The sequence below is a fragment of the Idiomarina sp. PL1-037 genome, assembly GCF_034422975.1.
Taxonomy (GTDB): Bacteria; Pseudomonadota; Gammaproteobacteria; order Enterobacterales; family Alteromonadaceae; genus Idiomarina.
On the sequence record NZ_CP139873.1, the window covers coordinates 107,174 to 125,316 of the forward strand.

16 protein-coding genes and 1 tRNA gene are annotated in these 18,143 nt (G+C 48.0%); 8 read left to right on the forward strand and 9 right to left on the reverse strand.

Annotated elements, in window-relative coordinates:
- Window positions 1-19 precede the first annotated feature (19 nt).
- Genes U0358_RS00500 through U0358_RS00510 form a run of 3 tightly spaced genes read right to left on the reverse strand, consistent with a single transcriptional unit; the run spans window position 20 to window position 3,527 of the window.
- Window positions 20-670, reverse strand: coding sequence for an alpha/beta hydrolase (locus U0358_RS00500; protein WP_317498340.1), 651 nt, complete (start codon window positions 668-670; stop codon window positions 20-22).
- Window positions 670-1,491, reverse strand: a complete 822-nt coding sequence (locus tag U0358_RS00505; protein ID WP_322406634.1) for a prephenate dehydratase — start codon at window positions 1,489-1,491, stop codon at window positions 670-672. The genes U0358_RS00500 and U0358_RS00505 overlap by 1 nt, the downstream gene beginning before the upstream one ends.
- Window positions 1,488-3,527, reverse strand: coding sequence for a S9 family peptidase (locus tag U0358_RS00510; RefSeq protein ID WP_322406635.1), 2,040 nt, complete (start codon window positions 3,525-3,527; stop codon window positions 1,488-1,490). Before U0358_RS00510 ends, U0358_RS00505 begins: the two co-directional genes overlap by 4 nt.
- A gap of 138 nt (window positions 3,528-3,665) precedes the next feature.
- Here U0358_RS00510 and alr point away from each other — a divergent pair, with 138 nt between their 5' ends.
- The 3 genes from alr to cydB all read left to right on the forward strand — a co-directional run bounded on the left by alr (window position 3,666) and on the right by cydB (window position 7,282).
- Entirely contained in the window at window positions 3,666-4,757 is a 1,092-nt protein-coding gene (alr, locus tag U0358_RS00515) for an alanine racemase (protein ID WP_322406636.1), read from the forward strand.
- 131 nt (window positions 4,758-4,888) lie between these two features.
- The gene (locus tag U0358_RS00520) at window positions 4,889-6,277 is read left to right on the forward strand and encodes a cytochrome ubiquinol oxidase subunit I (RefSeq protein WP_322406637.1); all 1,389 of its coding nucleotides are present in this window, start codon (window positions 4,889-4,891) and stop codon (window positions 6,275-6,277) included.
- 3 nt (window positions 6,278-6,280) lie between these two features.
- Window positions 6,281-7,282: a cytochrome d ubiquinol oxidase subunit II gene (gene cydB, locus U0358_RS00525; RefSeq protein WP_322406638.1), complete on the forward strand. Its 1,002-nt coding sequence runs from the start codon at window positions 6,281-6,283 to the stop codon at window positions 7,280-7,282.
- A 167-nt stretch (window positions 7,283-7,449) separates the two neighbouring features.
- Here cydB and U0358_RS00530 read toward each other — a convergent pair whose 3' ends face one another.
- Window positions 7,450-8,985 (reverse strand): leucyl aminopeptidase family protein, encoded by a 1,536-nt coding sequence (locus tag U0358_RS00530; protein WP_322406639.1) that lies wholly within the window; start codon window positions 8,983-8,985, stop codon window positions 7,450-7,452.
- Between the two features lie 196 nt (window positions 8,986-9,181).
- Here U0358_RS00530 and U0358_RS00535 point away from each other — a divergent pair, with 196 nt between their 5' ends.
- Window positions 9,182-10,744 (forward strand): serine hydrolase, encoded by a 1,563-nt coding sequence (locus U0358_RS00535; protein ID WP_322406640.1) that lies wholly within the window; start codon window positions 9,182-9,184, stop codon window positions 10,742-10,744.
- 107 nt (window positions 10,745-10,851) lie between these two features.
- Here U0358_RS00535 and U0358_RS00540 read toward each other — a convergent pair whose 3' ends face one another.
- Window positions 10,852-11,655: a UDP-2,3-diacylglucosamine diphosphatase gene (locus tag U0358_RS00540; RefSeq protein WP_322406641.1), complete on the reverse strand. Its 804-nt coding sequence runs from the start codon at window positions 11,653-11,655 to the stop codon at window positions 10,852-10,854.
- A 150-nt stretch (window positions 11,656-11,805) separates the two neighbouring features.
- Here U0358_RS00540 and U0358_RS00545 point away from each other — a divergent pair.
- Window positions 11,806-11,882, forward strand: a tRNA-Arg gene (locus U0358_RS00545).
- 331 nt (window positions 11,883-12,213) lie between these two features.
- On the opposite strand, the gene U0358_RS00550 is transcribed toward U0358_RS00545, so the two are convergent.
- From U0358_RS00550 to U0358_RS13180, 4 genes are all read right to left on the reverse strand, one after another.
- Window positions 12,214-13,383 (reverse strand): sensor histidine kinase, encoded by a 1,170-nt coding sequence (locus tag U0358_RS00550; protein WP_322406642.1) that lies wholly within the window; start codon window positions 13,381-13,383, stop codon window positions 12,214-12,216.
- 1 nt (window position 13,384) lies between these two features.
- A complete protein-coding gene (locus tag U0358_RS00555) occupies window positions 13,385-14,071 on the reverse strand; it encodes a response regulator transcription factor (protein ID WP_322406643.1) in 687 nt (228 codons plus the stop codon).
- A 27-nt stretch (window positions 14,072-14,098) separates the two neighbouring features.
- Window positions 14,099-14,854, reverse strand: a complete 756-nt coding sequence (locus U0358_RS00560; RefSeq protein ID WP_322406644.1) for an alpha/beta fold hydrolase — start codon at window positions 14,852-14,854, stop codon at window positions 14,099-14,101.
- Between the two features lie 422 nt (window positions 14,855-15,276).
- Window positions 15,277-15,441, reverse strand: a complete 165-nt coding sequence (locus U0358_RS13180) for an IS3 family transposase (RefSeq protein WP_416182998.1) — start codon at window positions 15,439-15,441, stop codon at window positions 15,277-15,279.
- A gap of 198 nt (window positions 15,442-15,639) precedes the next feature.
- On the opposite strand from U0358_RS13180, the gene U0358_RS00565 reads away from it, so the two are divergent.
- The 3 genes from U0358_RS00565 to U0358_RS00575 are packed head-to-tail and all read left to right on the forward strand — an operon-like array spanning window position 15,640 to window position 18,141.
- On the forward strand, window positions 15,640-16,377 hold the full coding sequence (locus U0358_RS00565) for a hypothetical protein (protein WP_322406645.1): 738 nt from the start codon (window positions 15,640-15,642) through the stop codon (window positions 16,375-16,377).
- 16 nt (window positions 16,378-16,393) lie between these two features.
- Window positions 16,394-17,392 (forward strand): sensor histidine kinase, encoded by a 999-nt coding sequence (locus tag U0358_RS00570; protein WP_322406646.1) that lies wholly within the window; start codon window positions 16,394-16,396, stop codon window positions 17,390-17,392.
- Window positions 17,393-17,397: 5 nt separating this feature from the next.
- Window positions 17,398-18,141, forward strand: a complete 744-nt coding sequence (locus U0358_RS00575) for a LytR/AlgR family response regulator transcription factor (RefSeq protein WP_322406647.1) — start codon at window positions 17,398-17,400, stop codon at window positions 18,139-18,141.
- Window positions 18,142-18,143: the final 2 nt, after the last annotated feature.

An 18,143-nucleotide genomic window follows, 5' to 3' on the forward strand; every position in this document is an offset into this window, starting at 1 on the left:
CGTTTCTGTGAATGAGCGGCTAAAACCGCTCATTCAGCCATTTCTGCATATCCTGAACCTGCTCCATACACAGTGAATGTGGCATGGGGTAAGTCTGATACGTTACTGAAAAACCTTTTTCTTTTAATACCGCACAGGCTTTTTGACCCAGAACTTCCGGCACTACCGGATCCTGCGTACCGTGCTGAACCAAAATCGGCAGTTGCGCATTGGCTTCATTTACCTCAATGTCACCGGCGGTAGCAAAGTAAGTGGAATGTGCCATTAAACCGGCCAGTGGTTTAGGGTAGGTTAACGCCGCTTCATAGCCGACCGCGCCGCCCTGTGAAAATCCGGCAATAATAATGCGCTTGCTGTCTATGCCCTGAGCAACTTGTTCGTCGATCATGGCGTGCACTTTGGCTGCAGACTCACGCAGCTGCTGGCTGTCAATTTGGCGGTCAATGCTCATGTCGGTAATGTCGTACCAGGCTGGCATGACCATGCCCTGGTTTATGGTGACCGGCATTTGCGGGGCATGCGGAAATAAAAAGCGAACCTGAGCATTATTAATTTTTATGTGCTCTGTCATGGGTACAAAGTCGTTACCCGACGCACCTAAACCGTGAAGCCAAATAATGACTGCATCGGCGTTACCCGCCGGCTCATGTTTAATAACTTCCAGAGACATTACTGATTCCCTATAGCTGCGGCCGGGTACGAACCCAGCCAGTGAATGTTGTTCATTTTAGCCAACTCCTGCAAAGCGGCTGCTACACCTGGTTCGCTGAGGTGCCCGTCAAAATCAATAAAGAAATGATAGTCACCAAACTGACTGCCCGCCGGTCTTGAAACAATGGAGGTTAAGTTAATTTGCTGTTTTGCAAAAACCTGTAAGCTGTCGACCAATAAGCCAGGGTGATCGTTGTCATCAATGAGCAGCAAACTGCTTTTCCAATGCGTACTTTTATCAAATTCCGGCGTTTCAGATGTTGCGGATAATACCACGAAGCGCGTTTCGTTACGTGGGTTGTCAGCAATGTTGCTGTTCAGAATCTGTAATGAAGCGGGGCAGTTTACGTGCTTGGGAACCACCGCCGCAGATGGCTTTTCAGTGGCCAGCAAAGCATCCAGCGACAATGCATTACTTGCGGTATGGATAACCGGAAGCCCCAATCCATTCAGGTATTGATTGCATTGACCGGCGGCGACGAACTGTGCCCATATTTGCTGCGGCTGAGCATTATTGGCCAGGCACTGAAAACCAACCGGAATGCGAATTTCCGCCTGAATATGTAACGGACGCTGAACCAGGTAGTCCACCACCGGAGAGACAAAGCCCTCGGTTAAGTTTTCGATAGGCACAACCGCAGCGTCGCAGTCATTACCAATTGCGTTCAGACAACTTACCAGGCTGTCCAGTAACTGAATTTGGTGTCGCTTTTCGGGTTGATAAAGCCCTGCCGCAACCTCTGAAAAGGTGCCGGCAGGGCCCAGTGTCGCTATTCTCATTTCTTATACTGCTCAAACCAGGCCAGTGCATGCTCAATTTTGGCTATCATATTAGAAGGGCGCGCCGTAACACCGTGAAAAGCACTTGGTACGCGCACCATTGCGGTATCGACTTTTTGCAGCTTTAACGCCTGGTAAAACTGCTCGGTTTCCGATATCGGCGTACGGCGGTCATTCTCTCCTGTAAACAGCAGTACAGGTGTTTCAACGTCACCCACCATAGACAGTGGGGAGCGTTGCCAGTAATGCTCCAGTTCTTCCCATGGCATACCCGGGAACTGGTTGGTAATTTGACCAATTGAGCTGTCAGCCGTCAGCACTTTACTCACCCAGTTAATCACAGGGTTAGTGGCCGCCGCCGCGTTGAAACGATTGGTTAGTCCTACCGCATAGGCTGTAGCTATACCGCCTGCAGAACCGCCGGCAATGAAGAGGTTGTTGGAGTCAGCAATACCCTTATCAATGAGCAAGTCGATGCCAGTCATGTGGTCAGCAAAGTCATAGGGTGACGAATAGTTGCCGTCCAAAAGCATGGCAAAGTCTTTACCGTAAGAGGTGCTGCCGCGATGGTTTACATAAAGCACCACATAGCCTTCGGCAGCGTAACGCTGGTGTTCGGCGGCAAAATGCGGACCGTAAGACAGGTGAGGGCCACCGTGTATTTCCAGTAGCAGTGGATACTCTTTGCTTTCATCGTAATTTGGCGGGGTAATATACCAGCCATGAATTTCCTGAGCGTCGTAGCGTGACTCATAGCGAATTTCGTGAACCTTACCCAGTTCACGGTGGCCAAGCAGGTCTTCATTTAGCTGAGTAAACTGAACCGCTTCACCGCCTTTAGGCTGATAACCGACATCTGCCGGACGGTATTCAGAGCCTTTGGTGTAGGCAATAGCGCCAGTTTGTGAGGCAGTAAATGAGCCCATGGTATAAGGACGGCTGACATAAACGCCGGAAACATCGTCCACCCGATTTGTCAGCTCATTGCTCAAGGTGACATCAGCAACCACGGTTTTCCCCTGGTCGGCGTAAGAAACCGCCAGTGAGTCATTGCCAGTCCACTGTGGCGAGCTGAAAGAACGGTCGAAGTCAGCCTGGAGTTCAGTCTCTGAGCTTTCGCTCCAGTCCATGATCCATAGTTGTGACTTATGGTAAGGCACCGGCTCGTTCGAGCTGTGTAAGTAAGCCAGATGCTCGCCGTCAGGAGAAAATTGCGGCGATGACTCGCGACCGGGTTTGTCGGTCACCTGGGTTACTTCTTTTGAATCTAAGCTAACGCTATACAAGTCACTTTCATTGACCTGATAGGCCCAGTCTTCAGCGCGGTTGCCAGAAAAAACAATATGTTTGTTATCGGCCGTCCAGGCTAAAGGACCACCGTGCCGATAAGGTCCGTCGGTTAGCTGACGAGCGCTGCCACCCTCTGCAGGTACCACAAAAATTTGAGTGTGCGCCGGCTCTAATACGCCACGACCATCACGCTGATAATAGGCTTCCTGAACAATAATGGGAGAGTCAGACCAGTTAGCGCCCTCAGGTTTGGTTGGCTTTTTCACACTTTTAGCAAAAGGCGTAGCTTCGGCTTTAACCGACAGAGTAAAAGCCAGTTGGGTGTCGTCGTTAGACCAGCTAATACTGCCCGGGCTTTCGCTTACGTGAGTGACTTTGGCGGTGCGTTGTTCTTTAATCCAGTGCACATGAATCTGGTTCTTTTCAGAACGGTTAGAGGCAAAGGCAAGGCGAGTACCGTCATTCGACCAGGCGAGGCTGCCGTAGTTAAACTTATCGTCAAAAATTGGTAAATGTTGACCGGTTTCGGTATCAATTAGCCATAATGAGCGCCGGGTATTGTCTTTCATGTCGTCAAAACTGTTGCGGATGTACGCAATGTATTTGCCGTCGGGTGAAATACTGACCTGGTTGGCGTACTCAAGCTGGAAAATGTCGTCCGCCTGAAAGGTTTCTTGTGATAAGGCTGGAACGGAAGTAAAAAGTAACGCTAAGCTACCGACAATGACAGATTGCTTTAACCACATTGTTATTCTCCTTTTGGTTATAGCTTTACGTTACTCAAGCTTGTGGAGCGATGCAAAGAGTTCCGTTCAAGTTGTTGGAAAATACGGTAAACTGAAGGCCTTTTCGAAAAGCCGGACGAAAATTAAAAAGGAACCCCCATGCACTACCGCCAAACTCGCGCTGAAATTTCTTCCTCCGCTATACAGCACAACGCGAAGTGGGTACGCCGTAAAATGGCAGGTGGAAAACTTCTGGGCGTAGTGAAAGCTGACGGTTACGGACACGGCGTAGCTCCCGCGGTTAAAGCCTTGGCAGAGCTGGTTGATGGCATGGCTGCGGGTTTTATGGAAGAAGCGTTAGCGGTTCGTGAAACCGGTTACAAAGGGCCCTTGGTAATACTAGAAGGGTGCTTCTCAGCGGCTGAACTGGCACTGTGTTGTGAACATCAGTTGAGTCCGGTGGTGCATTGTGAACAGCAACTTGAGTACATTGAGCAGGCAAAGTTGACTAGCCCTTTGTGGGTCTGGTTAAAAGTGGACACCGGTATGCATCGGCTAGGCTGGTCTGAAGAGCAGGCACCGCAAGCATTAAAGCGCCTGCGAGCCAGCAAGAATGTCGCCGGTGTAACCTTAATGTCGCACTTAGCCAACGCCGATGCAGAGCATCGTTTAAACACCCATCAAAAACAGCAACTCTGTCAGTTGTCGGAAACCCTTAACGACTATCAGGCGCGGAGCTTTCACAACTCAGCCGGACTTTTAAACCCGGATACTCAGTGGTCACTTCAGCACAATGACTGGGCCAGAGCCGGTTTACTGCTTTATGGTGTGAATCCGTCTACGGTGACTGAAGTGCAGGCAGAACTGAAGCCTGCAATGCGCTTAGTTGCTCCGGTTATTGCATTGCACCAGTTGGAAAAAGGCGAGTCGGTAGGTTACGGCAGTGGCTGGAGTGCCGAGAAACCCAGTGTTATAGCGACGGTGGCTATGGGCTACGCTGACGGTTACCCGAGGCAGGCGAAGAATGGCACACCGGCAATGGTTCGCGGAAAACGTGTGGGTTTGGCCGGACGAGTCTCTATGGACATGCTGACGATTGATGTTACCGGTATTGAAAATCTGCAGTTAGGTGATGACGTCGAGCTTTGGGGACCTAATATTGACGTGCGAGAAGTCGCCGCCTGTGCTGATACTATTTCCTGGCACTTGCTGACCGGCGTTAGCGGCCGGGTTCCCAGAGTACTTGTATAGGCTTTTCGTTTATGAGCCATACAAAAAGTATGGCATTTATTAGTATTTATCCTACAAGCTTTACATCGACACCCCTGATCTTTGTCAACAAAAGCGTATACTTGAGACAAACCTTAATTAGGGTGCTTGCTATGTTCGAAAGTTTCGACGCACTGTTTTTAGCGCGCTTTCAGTTCGCGTTCACCATCGCGTTTCACATTATTTTTCCTGCTTTTACCATCGGGGTTGCCAGTTACCTGGCGGTTTTGGAGGGGTTGTACTTAAAAAACCGCAACCCGGTGTACCAGCAATTGTTCCGTTACTGGGTGAAGATCTTCGCTGTGGCCTTTGGTATGGGCGTGGTCTCCGGTATTGTGATGAGCTACCAGTTCGGCACCAACTGGTCGGTATTTTCCGATAAAGCCGGTCCGGTTATCGGCCCGCTAATGGGTTACGAAGTACTGACGGCGTTCTTTCTTGAAGCCGGCTTCCTTGGCGTCATGCTGTTTGGCATGAATAAGGTCGGCGAGAAGCTGCACTTTTTTGCCACCCTGATGGTGGCGGTGGGCACGGCTATTTCAGCCTTCTGGATTTTATCGGTAAACAGCTGGATGCAGACGCCCGCAGGTTACGCCATGAATGACGTGGGGCAGTTCGTGGTTACCGACTGGTTTGAAGTGGTGTTTAACCCGTCCTTTCCTTATCGGCTGGCGCACATGCTGCTGGCAGCTTATTTAACCGTGGCCTTTGTGGTCGGTGCGGTGGGTGCCTGGCATTTGCTGAAAGACAAAACCAACGCCGCAGCCCGTAAAATGTTCTCCATGGCCATGTGGATGGCACTCATTGTGGCACCGCTGCAGGTTCTTGTCGGAGACTTCCACGGACTGAATACGCAGGAGCATCAACCGGCGAAAGTCGCGGCAATGGAAGGGCACTTCCATAACGAAGCCCGGGCACCGCTGTATTTATTCGGGATGCCGAATCAGGAAACTGCGGAAGTGGACTACGCTCTGAAAGTTCCCGGGCTTGCCAGCATCATTCTTAAGCACGACATAGACGCAGAAGTGACCGGTCTTGACCAGTTCCCGCGGGAAGACTGGCCGCCGGTGGCAACCGTATTCTGGGCTTTCCGGATAATGGTCGGTATCGGATTGCTGATGGTGCTTGCCGGACTCTGGTCGGGCTTCCAGCGCCTGCGCGGCAAACTGTACGACAATAAAACCTTGCTGCGTTTTAGCCTATTTATGGGACCCATGGGCTTTGTGGCGGTCATTGCCGGCTGGATAGTCACCGAAGTGGGGCGTCAGCCCTGGGTGGTCTATGGCCTGTTGCGCACCGCCGATGCGGCATCGCCCATTGATAAGGCCGGTGTGGCGGGCAGCCTGATAGCCTTTATTGTGGTGTACTTCCTCATTTTTGGTGCGGGCACCTTCTACATTCTGCGCAAAATGGCGGGGAACCCGGAGCAGGTTACTATTCCCGACTACGCGAAGCATAAGCCCACTATGGCCGCTGAGCGCATCTACGATGAGGAGGTGTAAGCTATGGATTACGCACTGATTTGGGCCGTATTAATTTCGGTCGCCGTATTTGCTTACGTCGCACTCGATGGCTTTGACTTAGGGATAGCGCTGCTGTTTCCCTGGTTCAAAAAAGAAGAAGACCGTGACGTGATGATGAACACCGTGGCGCCGGTCTGGGACGGTAACGAAACCTGGCTGGTGCTGGGCGGTGGGGGCCTGCTGGCGGTGTTCCCGCTGGCTTACTCGGTGCTGATGCCGGCGCTTTATATGCCGGTTATTGCCATGTTGCTGGGGCTTATTTTCCGCGGCGTGGCTTTTGAGTACCGCTTTAAAACCAAACGCGCCAAAGGTATCTGGGACTTATCCTTTATTACCGGCTCGCTGATAGCGGCCATGAGTCAGGGCATTATGCTGGGCGCTATGCTGCAGGGCATTCAGGTAACCGGACGGGAATACTCCGGCGGCTGGTTCGACTGGCTGACACCCTTTACTCTTTTCTGCGGTGTGGCGGTGGTTATCGGCTACATGATGCTGGGTGCGACCTGGCTGGTGATGAAAACCAGCGGCGACCTGCAGCGTCAAAGCTACCGTGCCGGCTGGTACACCACGATATTGCTGGTGGCCTGTATTGCCTTTGTGAGCCTTTACTTACCTTATGTCGATGTGTTTATTGCCGAGCGCTGGTTCACTTACCCGGCCTCCGTTGGCCTGTGGGCTTTGCCAATATTGCTGGCGGTGATGACTATAGGCCTGCTGCGCTCGCTGCATAGAAAACAGGAAGGACGCCCCTACCTTTGGGGTTTGGGCATGTTCCTGCTGGCTTACACCGGCTTCGCGGTCAGCATATTCCCGTATCTGGTACCCCGCAGCATTACCCTGTGGGAAGCCGCAGCACCGGACAACAGCCTGAAGTTCTTACTCGTGGGCGCTGTGTTCCTGTTGCCTATGATCTTCGCTTACACCGGTTATACCTACTGGGTGTTCCGCGGCAAAGTTGACCCTGACAGCGGATACCACGACTGATGAAGCCTGTACTTAAAAAATGGCTGTGGTTTGTGGGGTTATGGTGCCTGGGCGTACTGGCGGTCACCTTAGTGGGGGGGCTCATTCGCTGGGCTTTACTGTAAGAGACGAGTCACTAGCGAAGGCACCCTCTGACGGGTGCCTTTTAATAAGAGGACTGGTGTTGCTTATTGTTCTAACTGATGAACCCACTCAGTTAACAAGCGTACACCAAATCCGGTTGGTCCTGCCGGATGAATACCGGTATCAGAACTGACCATAGCGTCGGCAGCCATATCAATATGGATCCACGGGGTGTCGCCAGCAAAGTGCTTCAGAAACGCTGCGCCCGCCTGTGTGCCCGGAGAACCAATGTTACGAATATCGGCCAGCGGACTGTCGATAATGCCGTCATAGCCTTCTAAAGGCAGCTCCCAGACTTTTTCACCAGTGAGATTCCCGGCTTCAATGATCGTGCTGCGTAAGTCGTCCTCAGACGCAAATAAAGCTGCGTAGCCCGTACCCAATGCACCAACTTTGGAGCCGGTTAAGGTCGCAATATTGGCAATGGCACGAGGTTTGAACTTGTCGTTGGCATACCAGTTGGCGTCACCAAGAATCAGTCGGCCTTCTGCGTCAGTGTTAGCAATTTCTACTAAGGTGCCGTCACCCGCTTTAACAACGTCTCCTGGTAATGTCGCTGAACCAGAAATGAGGTTATGCGACAGTGGTGCTACAGCAACCACATTGACCGGTGCTTCTTGTGCTGCCAGTGCCATAACGGCACCAATGACCGCTCCTGCGCCAGCTTTGTCGGTCTGCATGCGCAAAATAGAAGAGGAGCTGGTTTTTAAGTTATAGCCACCAGTGTCAAAGGTATTGCCTTTACCGACCAATGCGATTGGGTCAGCGTTACTGCCTTTATAGTGTGCGGCCAGCAGGTAAGAACCGTGTTGGCTGCCTTTACTTACGCCGTGAAGCAAGCCCATGCCCATTTCTTCAACTTGCTCAGGCGTGACGATAGTCAGTTCGATATTCATATCTTTCATGGCTTCCTGAGCTAACTTCACAATGGCTTCAGGGTAGCCGTCGCTGCCGGGCAGAGCGGTAATGTCGCGGGCAACAAACACGCCTTCAGCAATGGCGCGAGAGGCAAGGTACTTTTTCTCAGCCATGTCAGGGCTTTTCACTAACCAGTGATAGGCTGTTTGCGGGCGCTCTTTAGGCTCGGACTGATAACGGTCAAAGCGATAGTTACGTAAGTCGATGCCATGAGCAATGTGCGAACTCAGTTCAGCAGCAATACCCGGATTGCTAATGAGGCGAGTGTCGAAAACAACGTTTTCTAACTCAGGCTTTAAAGCAGCAGCAATAGACGCGCCTAGCTTTTCAGCTTCAAAACGTGAAAGTTCAGCCGGGTTACCCACACCAGCCAGAAGCAGGTGATTGGCTTTGGTGCCCTCAGGCGCAATAAACGTGGTTAACTGCGATGCTTCGCCTTCAAATTCTTCAATATCGGCAGCCCGGCTAACGGCGTTTACCCCAGAGTCTGACCATTCCGGTAGCTCAACTGCAGCACCTTCCGGCACAAAAATAACGCGAGTTTTGGTGTTTTTGTTTTCATCAGAAAAGCTCGTGGAAGTGTCCAGGTAGTCACTTGCCATAGAGGGCAGTGATAAAACCGAAGAGACAGCCAGAGCACTCATGACCTGTTTTAACGACATAATATTTTCCTTGAATTAGGTTTTCTTGAGTTGTCTGCGTCTACTATAAAACCATAACCCACTGACAGGCAAAGCGATTAAGGCCAACTCCGCTAAAAGCACGATGAATTAGGAGGCAGCAATAAGAGCAAGCTTACGGAAAAGTGAAATTCAAAATACATGTGGTAGTCTTTACAAAAAATAAAAAGGAATTGCCATGAAAAAACTAACCAAAGTTCTGTTTTTAAGTCTTGCCGCAAGTACCTTACTGGCTTGCTCAGAACAAGCGTCCGCAGATAAAAAAGACGGCATCTCTCTAGAGCAGAAAATTCGTCAAACCGCTGAACAGTCTCTCGATGCTTTTAACATTCCGGGTTTGGCGGTTGTTGCCGTTAAAGGCGGCGAAGTCATTTTAGCCGAGGGCTTCGGCGTTCGGGATATTGAGTCGCAGCAACCGGTTACGCCAACCACTTTGTTTGGTATAGCCTCGCATACTAAGGCTTTTACCGCTGCCGCTATGGCTACCTTGGTTGAGCAGGGAAAAGTGGAGTGGGACGATAAAGTCGTTGAGCATTTGCCGGGCTTTAAACTGGCTGACCCTTATATTACCCGAGAGCTAACTATTCGTGACTTGTTGAGTCATCGTTCTGGCCTGGGGTTGGGTGCCGGTGATTTGATGATTTGGCCGAACACCGACAAAACCACTGACGAAGTGATTGCCGGCTTAGCCAATGTGCCCATTGAGCATGGCTTTCGTGAACGCTTTGACTACAACAACCTGATGTTCGTCACCGCGGGCGAAGTGATTAGTCGAGTGACGAATATGCCTTACCAGCAGTATGTGGAACAAACATTCTTTGAGCCTATGCAGATGGATGAGAGCACTATCGGCTTCTCGCGCATTGATGGGGGTTACGACAATGTGGCGGTAGGTACCATTGAAATGGATGGCGAACTGCATCGTTTTCCACTCGACTTTCTTGAAGACTTTTCGGCGGCTGGCGCAACAGCGGCAAGCGCAGATGACATGAGCCGTTGGTTGCAGACCCTGCTGGATGAAGGCGAGACACCTACAGGAGAGCGGTTGTTTACCGAAGAATTACTGCACGACATGTGGCAACTGACCACGCCATTGCCGGTATCAGCTGATGCGGCAGAGCAGGGCACCTATTTCAGAGGGTATGGTTTAGGTTGGTTCGTGAAAGATTATTACGGCGTTAAGCATGTGTCTCACAGTGGTGGTATTTTGGGAATGTTGTCGTTTACCACGGTCATTCCTGAGGAAGAATTCGCCATTACGGTTATGAGTAACCAGCAAGCGTTCGGTGCTTTGACCGCTATAGTACAGGAGTCTCTGGAAGAAATTCTGGGTGTGCCGGACGAGGACTGGGTGGCAAAGGAAAGCAAGAAATATCATGAGTTCATTCAGAAAAAGGCCGACTTTAAGGTAGAAGCAGTTGATGATCCGCAGCCTGCGTTGGCGCTATCGGAATATGTCGGAACCTATAAAGACGACTGGTATGGTGAGGTCGTTATTTCTGAGAAGGGCGACGCTCTGAACATAGACTTCACCCATACCGATATGCTGAAAGGTTCGCTGGAGCACTATAACGGCAATACCTTTATTGTGCGCTGGGACGAGCCGCTATTAGAAGCGGATGCTTTTATCGAGTTTGATGTGAGTCAGAGCAATAGGGTCGAAAGTGCAACCATGCAAGCCGTGGCTGACTTTACCGACTTTAGTTTTGATTTTCATAATCTAAAACTGGAAAAGCAGTAGGCGGATAAATGTCGAATAACCGACAGGCAGCCAGAGCCTTCTGGCTGCTTATTTTCATTTGTCTTCTAAGTCTGAATCAACTCGTCATCGAACGCATAGCGTGGGTATCATGCAGCATTATTGTATGAACGTTGACGGCGGCGACTAAAGCGAGCCGGTTTCGCATCAGACAGTGTGTAGTTCATCAACGACAACTCGCCTTCATGGCTTTCGAACAGCGCCGTGCAGTTCTCAACCCAGTCACCGGTATTGGCGTAAAGCAGCTTATCGGACTCGACCAGCTCGGGATGGTGAATGTGCCCGCAGACTATGCCGTCCAGACCGCGTTTACTGGTTTCACGAAGCGCCGCTGCACGATAATGGCCAATGACTTCCTCTGCTTTTCCAATTTGGCTTTTTACGTAAGCTGACAAAGACCAGTAGTTATGGCCAAACAGATTGCGCACGCGATGTGTCTGGCGATTTAGCCATAGCAAAAAGTCGTAAAGGTGATCGCCAACAAAAGAGAGTAGCTTGCTGTGGCACGTTTCTGCGTCAAACATGTCGCCATGCAAAACCAGCAAGCGTTTTTTGTCGGCGGTGGTATGAATAGCCTGGCGCTGAATGCGAATACTGGCCACGTCGGGGTGGCGGTACTTGCGCATCACCTCATCATGATTGCCGGGAATATAAATAACCTCCACGCCATTGCGCGCCATAGAGAGTATTTGTTGAATGACTTGGTGATGCGGTGCGGGCCAGAAAATCTGCCGTTTCATTGCCCAGAAGTCGACGATATCACCAACCAGATACAGCTTTTTGACATCGACGCGTTTGAGTAAATGAAGTAGAAACTCGGCTTTGCAGTCTTTCGAACCAAGATGAATATCGGAAATAAACAACGTGCGGGCATCCAGACGAGCTTGGGGCATAGCGATCTCCCATGGTGGGTTTCGTCTATACTCCGCAACCAAGATGAACCGCCGTTGACAGTTCATTTAAGCTTTTGTGACACTTGCAGTGCTGGACATTCTAGCCGATATTCCCTAAAATCCACGCCTGCTCTGAGTACTCCTAACGACGCACCCGTAGCTCAGCTGGATAGAGCGCTGCCCTCCGGAGGCAGAGGTCATAGGTTCGACTCCTATCGGGTGCGCCATCGCTGTGCAACTTTCCTTGATAGTAATCACTTACTAAAAGTTTAATGTGTCCAAATTGTGTCCAGAATGTGGCCAACATTTTCGGACTAACTTTGCATTAGCCAAATTTTGACCTTTACCTACAATTTTTAAATCAGAGCCAGAAAAACCTGAGTTTAGGTGTTGAAAATATTCGACGTTATACTTTGGAATTCGTAGTGACCCCAGCAACTTATATTGAGAGTCGAATAGGCCATGGAGATTAGTCGGAAGCCCGTTAATTTTGTGTTTACTTCCGCTTTGTGCCAATAGCGGACCGTGGTATCACCTGACCTCGCCGCTTTAATTAACTTACGCGAGTACCGTAGTGGGAATTATTTTGACGCGATAAATATCGCTAGTTTGTTCGATACTCACGCTCCAGTTCATAACTTTAGCGACGCGTTTTACTAAATACTGACCATGACCCAAGCCCTGATAGTAAGGACGCTCTGAGGACTCCCCCAAACTATTTTCAAAAACAATCGCCCCACCATCACTTTGATTAACCCTGAGACCGCTAGCATCGCCATGGTAAAAACCATTGCTTATCAGGTTCTGACACAACAAAGTGATTAAATGTTGATTGCCGTATACTCTAAGTTGGGGGGGAAGGTCGACATGACAGTCAAAAACAAGGTCCGGGTGCACACGATGAATTCCTAAAATGGCCTCCTCAAGCAGCGGCACAAAACCCAATTCAGTAAAGTTGAGGTTTTCCTTGCGAGCCAGAGCAAGTAACACATTGATTGTTTGTTGGAGCTCACTCGTTGCATGCTGCAAAAGCTTCATCGTGTCAGGTTGTAGGGCGTCATCACGAGTGAGTGTCAGGGTGTTTTTGATTAACGTAATCGGTGTACGTAATTCATGGCTAACGTCGCGCGTAAAATCTTTTTCACGTTGCAAAGCGCTCTGCAATTCAGAGTAGGTGTAATAAAAAGCATCCGCTAACTGGCCAATTTCGTCCTCACGAGATAAACGCTTAATCGACGCGTCAGCATTGTCACGTTGCCGAAGAACCTGCTCCGTCAGATTGCGAATGGGCTGAGCTATTCGGTTCGCGATAATCCAAGTAGCAAGCAAAGCCAATACGATAGCAGCCAGCGCTAAACTGGTGTAAAAAAAAGCTAATACATCATTAAATCTCGAAAAAGGTAACGCCTCGGTTGCGTCTAACAGTTTCCATACCGGGACACCTTGCGCGTCTTTGGTTGGGTAGCTATAAACCGTCTGCTCTGCGCATTCATAGACAGTTATCTTCGTATCATGGAGTAAAGACGTTGAGTTGCACGCTGGCAAGTCTACTTCGGAATACACTGTCGTTATCATTCCAGGTGGGTCAGTTTCTAACAAGACTGACGCTGTAACGGCTTCAGATGTGGTGATCGCGAGATAGCTCAGACGCATGTAGACGAAGCCAATGATGACAACCAAAACGCCAAATGAGATGAATAACTTGGCTCTTATGCTGTTAGCTTTCATCCTAATCCAGTCCTTTGAGTTGGTAGCCCACATTACTGATAGTAAACAGAAGCTGTCGTCCGCTCACATGCTCTAATATCTTACGCAAAGAATAGATATGGGACTTTAATGCGTTACTTTCAGGTGGGTCTGCGCCCCAAATAGCACTTATCAGGTCGGAGCGACTCACTGGATAAGGATGGGCAACGAGCAACTCGCTCAAAAGCTTTAAGCCGATGCCCGTCAGTGGTATTAGTGTCTGCTGCCAGTGTGCGGTCATCGCACGCATATCGACTCGCAAACCGCCTTCGATTAATAAGCTGTCCCGGTGGAGTTCGGGGCGTCGAGAGAGCGCCTCGCAGCGCAGTGCTAGTTCACGTAAATCATATGGTTTCGTCAGGTAATCATCGGCACCATGACCAAAGCCTTTGGCTTTATCTTCAAAGGCATCACGCGCAGTTACCATTAATATGGGCTGATTGCGTTGGGCGTGTTCTTTGATAGCCTGACAGACGACTAGGCCATCTGTGTCAGGAAGATTCAAATCAAGTAAGATTACGTTAAATTGCGCGTTTAATGCTAGTTTTATTCCCAACTGTCCAGAGGAGGCAAAATCCACGTTCCAACCCAACCCTTCGAGAAAGTCGACGACCTGTCTGGCAATCGCTAAGTTATCCTCGATCAGTAAAATTGAACGCTCTTTGGGCATGGTGTGCTCCTCTTAAAGACTTTCTTATTATGGGCCTTCGGCGGCAAGATTCAAAATAGCATTCGCTATCTCTGCTGGATATTCACTATGAATCGAGTGACCCCATTTGTCGGAACGAATATGCTGGCCAGCCCGAATTAAACTAAATAGCTCGTTATGCATTTGCATCCATAATTCTTTGCCAGCTTTAGTCTCCTCGATAAACATTGGCTCAGGGTGGAGCTGCGTCGAAGTATAAAGTGTCACACGCAGATCAGCAGGTAACGGTATCAAGTTTTCATCAGTGCTATCGAGTTCTTGCATGAGCAACTTATAGTGCGGCAATAGATGCGGTGGCATGTATTTTGCCATCATTTTGTCATCGCGTGCGACGCGCTCAGAATCGAGTTTTCGATAACGCACGCGTTGAACCTTAACTGTTGGTTCAATAAGCACCACGCCAAGTACCTGCGAGCTAGCCTCACGAATAGCTTCGGTCACAATTAAACCTCCGTAGGAGTGGCCTACCACAATAACTTGACGCTGTTCACTCTCACGCTGAATCTGCTTTATTAATGAACTAACGTCTTGCTGAATAGTTGTCGGCTGAGTGTTTGCAGGGGCCAGGCTGAGGCGAGTTGGATTGATGACTTTGATATTGGTCGGTAGCTGTTCGATGACTGGGTTCCAAACTTCTCCGTCGACACCGAACCCAGATTCAAAAATAACAGTTACTTCTTCTGCCACAACAGAGTAAGTCGGGATTAGTAAAAACAAACAATAAATAATTTTATGTAGACACATGAATTGCTCCTTTGTGTAATTTCAAATGAAATTATCAGAGCAAAGGTGAAATAGCGGTCAAAAAAGATCGCTTCTATCTGATAAAGCCGGATATTAGTAGTCGCATTTTCCTACGGAAAACATAGAGGCTAGAACTATTATTTAGTATGCGGCAGGGCAGAGCAAACCCAACGTCTGCTCATCGCTCGTAGCCAGGAGCGGACGTTAACTCTTTGCTAATTGGATTCCGCAGCGCAACGTAGGCATTGTAATGGGAGCTCCGCTTTTTTAGTCGGAACGACATTAAGTAACTTTTTAAGCATCTTTGTCACCTAAAACTGTCCATTGCTGCCAAATGCCAACAGCAAACAGGCCACCAATAAATAAACATATACCAGAACTAATTAACCTAAACGTTAAGCTGTTCTCTGGAAACATTGGCATTAACCCAACTGATCATTGGAACTATGCCGGCGTTTCATGTTGTAAAACATCTCAATGTAGTCAAATACATCTTGGCCCGCGCGCCGCCGATGTGTAAAAGCCACGCAACAACTATCAAAAAAACATATTTTAAAACTGTGAATTTTTGATTTTTTTATATTAATTAACGCGTTTTAACATGCTGATGTTCCCATTATAAAGCGGCTTATATTCAGCTTTTACGAGTGGGAAAATCATTTATTTGATTTTTCCCCCTGTTAATTCTCATTTTCCCCCACTTATTGTTTTTGCATTAAAGCGCGATGTTTTCGTGGTTAGTCTTGACCCTATCAGTTCATAACGACTAGCAAAGAGGTAAAAACATGAATAACAACAACGTAAAAAAACAACTTACCGTACAAAAACGCATTAACGTAGCACTTAGCATTGGCCTCGTTTCACTAGCGGGATACGTTGGCCTTGCCAAGCCAACGGTTGCTGAGTTTGAAGAAATTAGTGTCGAGCGCTTAAACATTGTAGAGAAAAATGGTTATAACCGTATGGTACTTGCTAACTCAGATAAATCGCCAGGTGCCATTAAACAAGGTAAGGAAGTGTTTAAACACAATACACCGCGGCCAGGCATGATTTTCTATAACGACGAAGGTACAGAAAACGGTGGCTTTGTGTTTCGCGGCGAAAAGTTGAACGACAAAGTGAATCATGGTTTGCACATGTCATTTGACCGCTACAACCAAGACCAAACCTTAATGATGCAACACATCGAAATGGATGATTACATGATAACCGGCCTAACCGTGATGGATAGACCAGACACCGCGATGGACTTTGAAATGACTAACCGCTTTATGGAAGCGCAAAAAGCAGGCGATACAAAAGCTATGAATGAAATTGAGAAGTACATGGTTGAGAATAAATTACTCGGTGCACGCCGCGCATTTTACGGCACGCTAAATGGTGATTCTCGTCTGCAATTAAGCGATGCGGATGGTAAAAAACGTATTCAAATGGTAGTAACCAAAGACGGTGAAGCTAAACTAGAATTTTTAGATGCTAATGGAAAGGTTATTATGCGCCTTCCAGAAACAGCTGAACAATAAAAATAGGAATAAGCGCGTGCCAAAGGCAATTAATTATCTGGTTCTATTTGTATTTTCATTGTTAATAGTGCTCTACGCAGCACTATTAACAACACCGAATGGGCAAAGCCTTAACATTCATTTAGATGCGCCTTTTTGGATATTCTTACAATGCGTGATTGCCCAGTGGCTAACCCTTAAGGTTTATCGTTTTGTAAAGCAAGGTAATAGCTCAATAATGGCGCACATAGCTAAGGTGTTTTTTGCTAGTAACCTAGTGTTTAGTACCTTAATTACTGCATTTGTTTTAGTACTTGAAACTGCCATTGGCATTCAGCAAGTCGATGGCATACACATGGTTGCAACGCTTGGTATGAACGCCTTGTTACATGCGCTAGTGGGTGCCTACTCGCTAGCCTTTGAGTTGGTAACACGATTACAAAGACAGCAATTAGTGTTGGCAAAAAAAGAAAAAGCCTTGCTCAATAGCCAAGTCAAAACCCTGCAACAGCATATTGACCCGCATTTTTTATTTAATAACTTAAATGTGCTGTCCGCCTTAATCGTAAAAGATCCCGATGAGGCAGAAGAATATTTAGCGCAGTTCAGCGATATTTATCGTTATATTCTTGAAAACAAGTCAAAAAATTTAGTGCGCCTGACAAATGAACTCGCATTTGCCAAGCATTACATGGCACTTATTAATGCGCGCTTTAATGGTGCCTACACGCTCAATGTGAAGCAAAGCGAGGGAGCAAATGCATCAGAAATTATTCCGTGCGCACTGCAACTAGCCATTGAAAATGTGGTAAAACATAACGCGGCGAGTAGTGATAACCCGCTTGAAATCACAATAGATATTCAAAGTGATTGCATTGTAATTAGAAACCCGCTTCGCTTAAAAGAGTTTAAAGTACAATCGACAAAAATTGGTCTGACGCATTTAAATGCGCAGTGCCAAGCCATTTTTAATCAATCAATTTTAGTCAATGAAAGCGACGGCCATTTCACACTCACATTGCCTCTTGGAGTTTAAGTAGCATGAATATTGTCATTATTGAAGATGAGCCGCTGGCGGCAGAGAAACTGGTTAATTACATCACGCGCTTTGATGGCAGTGCCAATGTGGAAAAAATATGCGATAAGGTTGCCGATGTCATTTCGTTTTTTCAAACTGAACCCGCGGTTGATTTGATTTTTTCTGATATTGAATTGCTAGACGGCCAAGTATTTAGCGCCTTTGAAGAAATCGATTTACCTTGCCCTGTTATTTTTACGACGTCGTATAACGCATTTTGGACCCAGGCTTTTGATAATCAGGGCGTCGCATACTTATTAAAACCCTTTACTTATAAGCGTTTTACAAGCGCAATGACGAATTATGAATCGTTAAAAGCAAATTTAAATCAAACGAAACAGCTGATTCAAAATCGAAGCACAAACCGCTATAAATCGCGTTTTTTACTGAAACACGCCAATGCCGTGGCCATTTTAAATGTGGAAGATGTTGTGTGTATCCGCGCTGCATCGGGCGTACTTTCAGCGTATGATAATGTGGGTAATCACCATCTGTTATCGGGCAATTCGATGACCGAACTTGAAGCCGAGCTTAATCCCGATCACTTTTTTAGGCTTAATCGCAGCGATATTGTGAATATTCACTTTGTTACTTCATTTGAAAACTATGGCAAAGAAACGCTGGCAGTAAACTTAAGTCATATCAATGAGCCACTCATCACTAGCAAAACACGCACTAGCGAGTTTAAAAAATGGCTAGCTAGTTAGCG

Excerpts from the sequence above, each read along its gene's own strand:
- U0358_RS00500 (WP_317498340.1), bottom strand. The coding sequence starts at position 670 with ATGTCTCTGGAAGTTATTAAACATGAGCCGGCGGGTAACGCCGATGCA.
- U0358_RS00505 (WP_322406634.1), bottom strand. The coding sequence starts at position 1,491 with ATGAGAATAGCGACACTGGGCCCTGCCGGCACCTTTTCAGAGGTTGCG.
- U0358_RS00510 (WP_322406635.1), bottom strand. The coding sequence starts at position 3,527 with ATGTGGTTAAAGCAATCTGTCATTGTCGGTAGCTTAGCGTTACTTTTT.
- alr (WP_322406636.1), top strand. The coding sequence starts at position 3,666 with ATGCACTACCGCCAAACTCGCGCTGAAATTTCTTCCTCCGCTATACAG.
- U0358_RS00520 (WP_322406637.1), top strand. The coding sequence starts at position 4,889 with ATGTTCGAAAGTTTCGACGCACTGTTTTTAGCGCGCTTTCAGTTCGCG.
- cydB (WP_322406638.1), top strand. The coding sequence starts at position 6,281 with ATGGATTACGCACTGATTTGGGCCGTATTAATTTCGGTCGCCGTATTT.
- U0358_RS00530 (WP_322406639.1), bottom strand. The coding sequence starts at position 8,985 with ATGTCGTTAAAACAGGTCATGAGTGCTCTGGCTGTCTCTTCGGTTTTA.
- U0358_RS00535 (WP_322406640.1), top strand. The coding sequence starts at position 9,182 with ATGAAAAAACTAACCAAAGTTCTGTTTTTAAGTCTTGCCGCAAGTACC.
- U0358_RS00540 (WP_322406641.1), bottom strand. The coding sequence starts at position 11,655 with ATGCCCCAAGCTCGTCTGGATGCCCGCACGTTGTTTATTTCCGATATT.
- U0358_RS00550 (WP_322406642.1), bottom strand. The coding sequence starts at position 13,383 with ATGAAAGCTAACAGCATAAGAGCCAAGTTATTCATCTCATTTGGCGTT.
- U0358_RS00555 (WP_322406643.1), bottom strand. The coding sequence starts at position 14,071 with ATGCCCAAAGAGCGTTCAATTTTACTGATCGAGGATAACTTAGCGATT.
- U0358_RS00560 (WP_322406644.1), bottom strand. The coding sequence starts at position 14,854 with ATGTGTCTACATAAAATTATTTATTGTTTGTTTTTACTAATCCCGACT.
- U0358_RS00565 (WP_322406645.1), top strand. The coding sequence starts at position 15,640 with ATGAATAACAACAACGTAAAAAAACAACTTACCGTACAAAAACGCATT.
- U0358_RS00575 (WP_322406647.1), top strand. The coding sequence starts at position 17,398 with ATGAATATTGTCATTATTGAAGATGAGCCGCTGGCGGCAGAGAAACTG.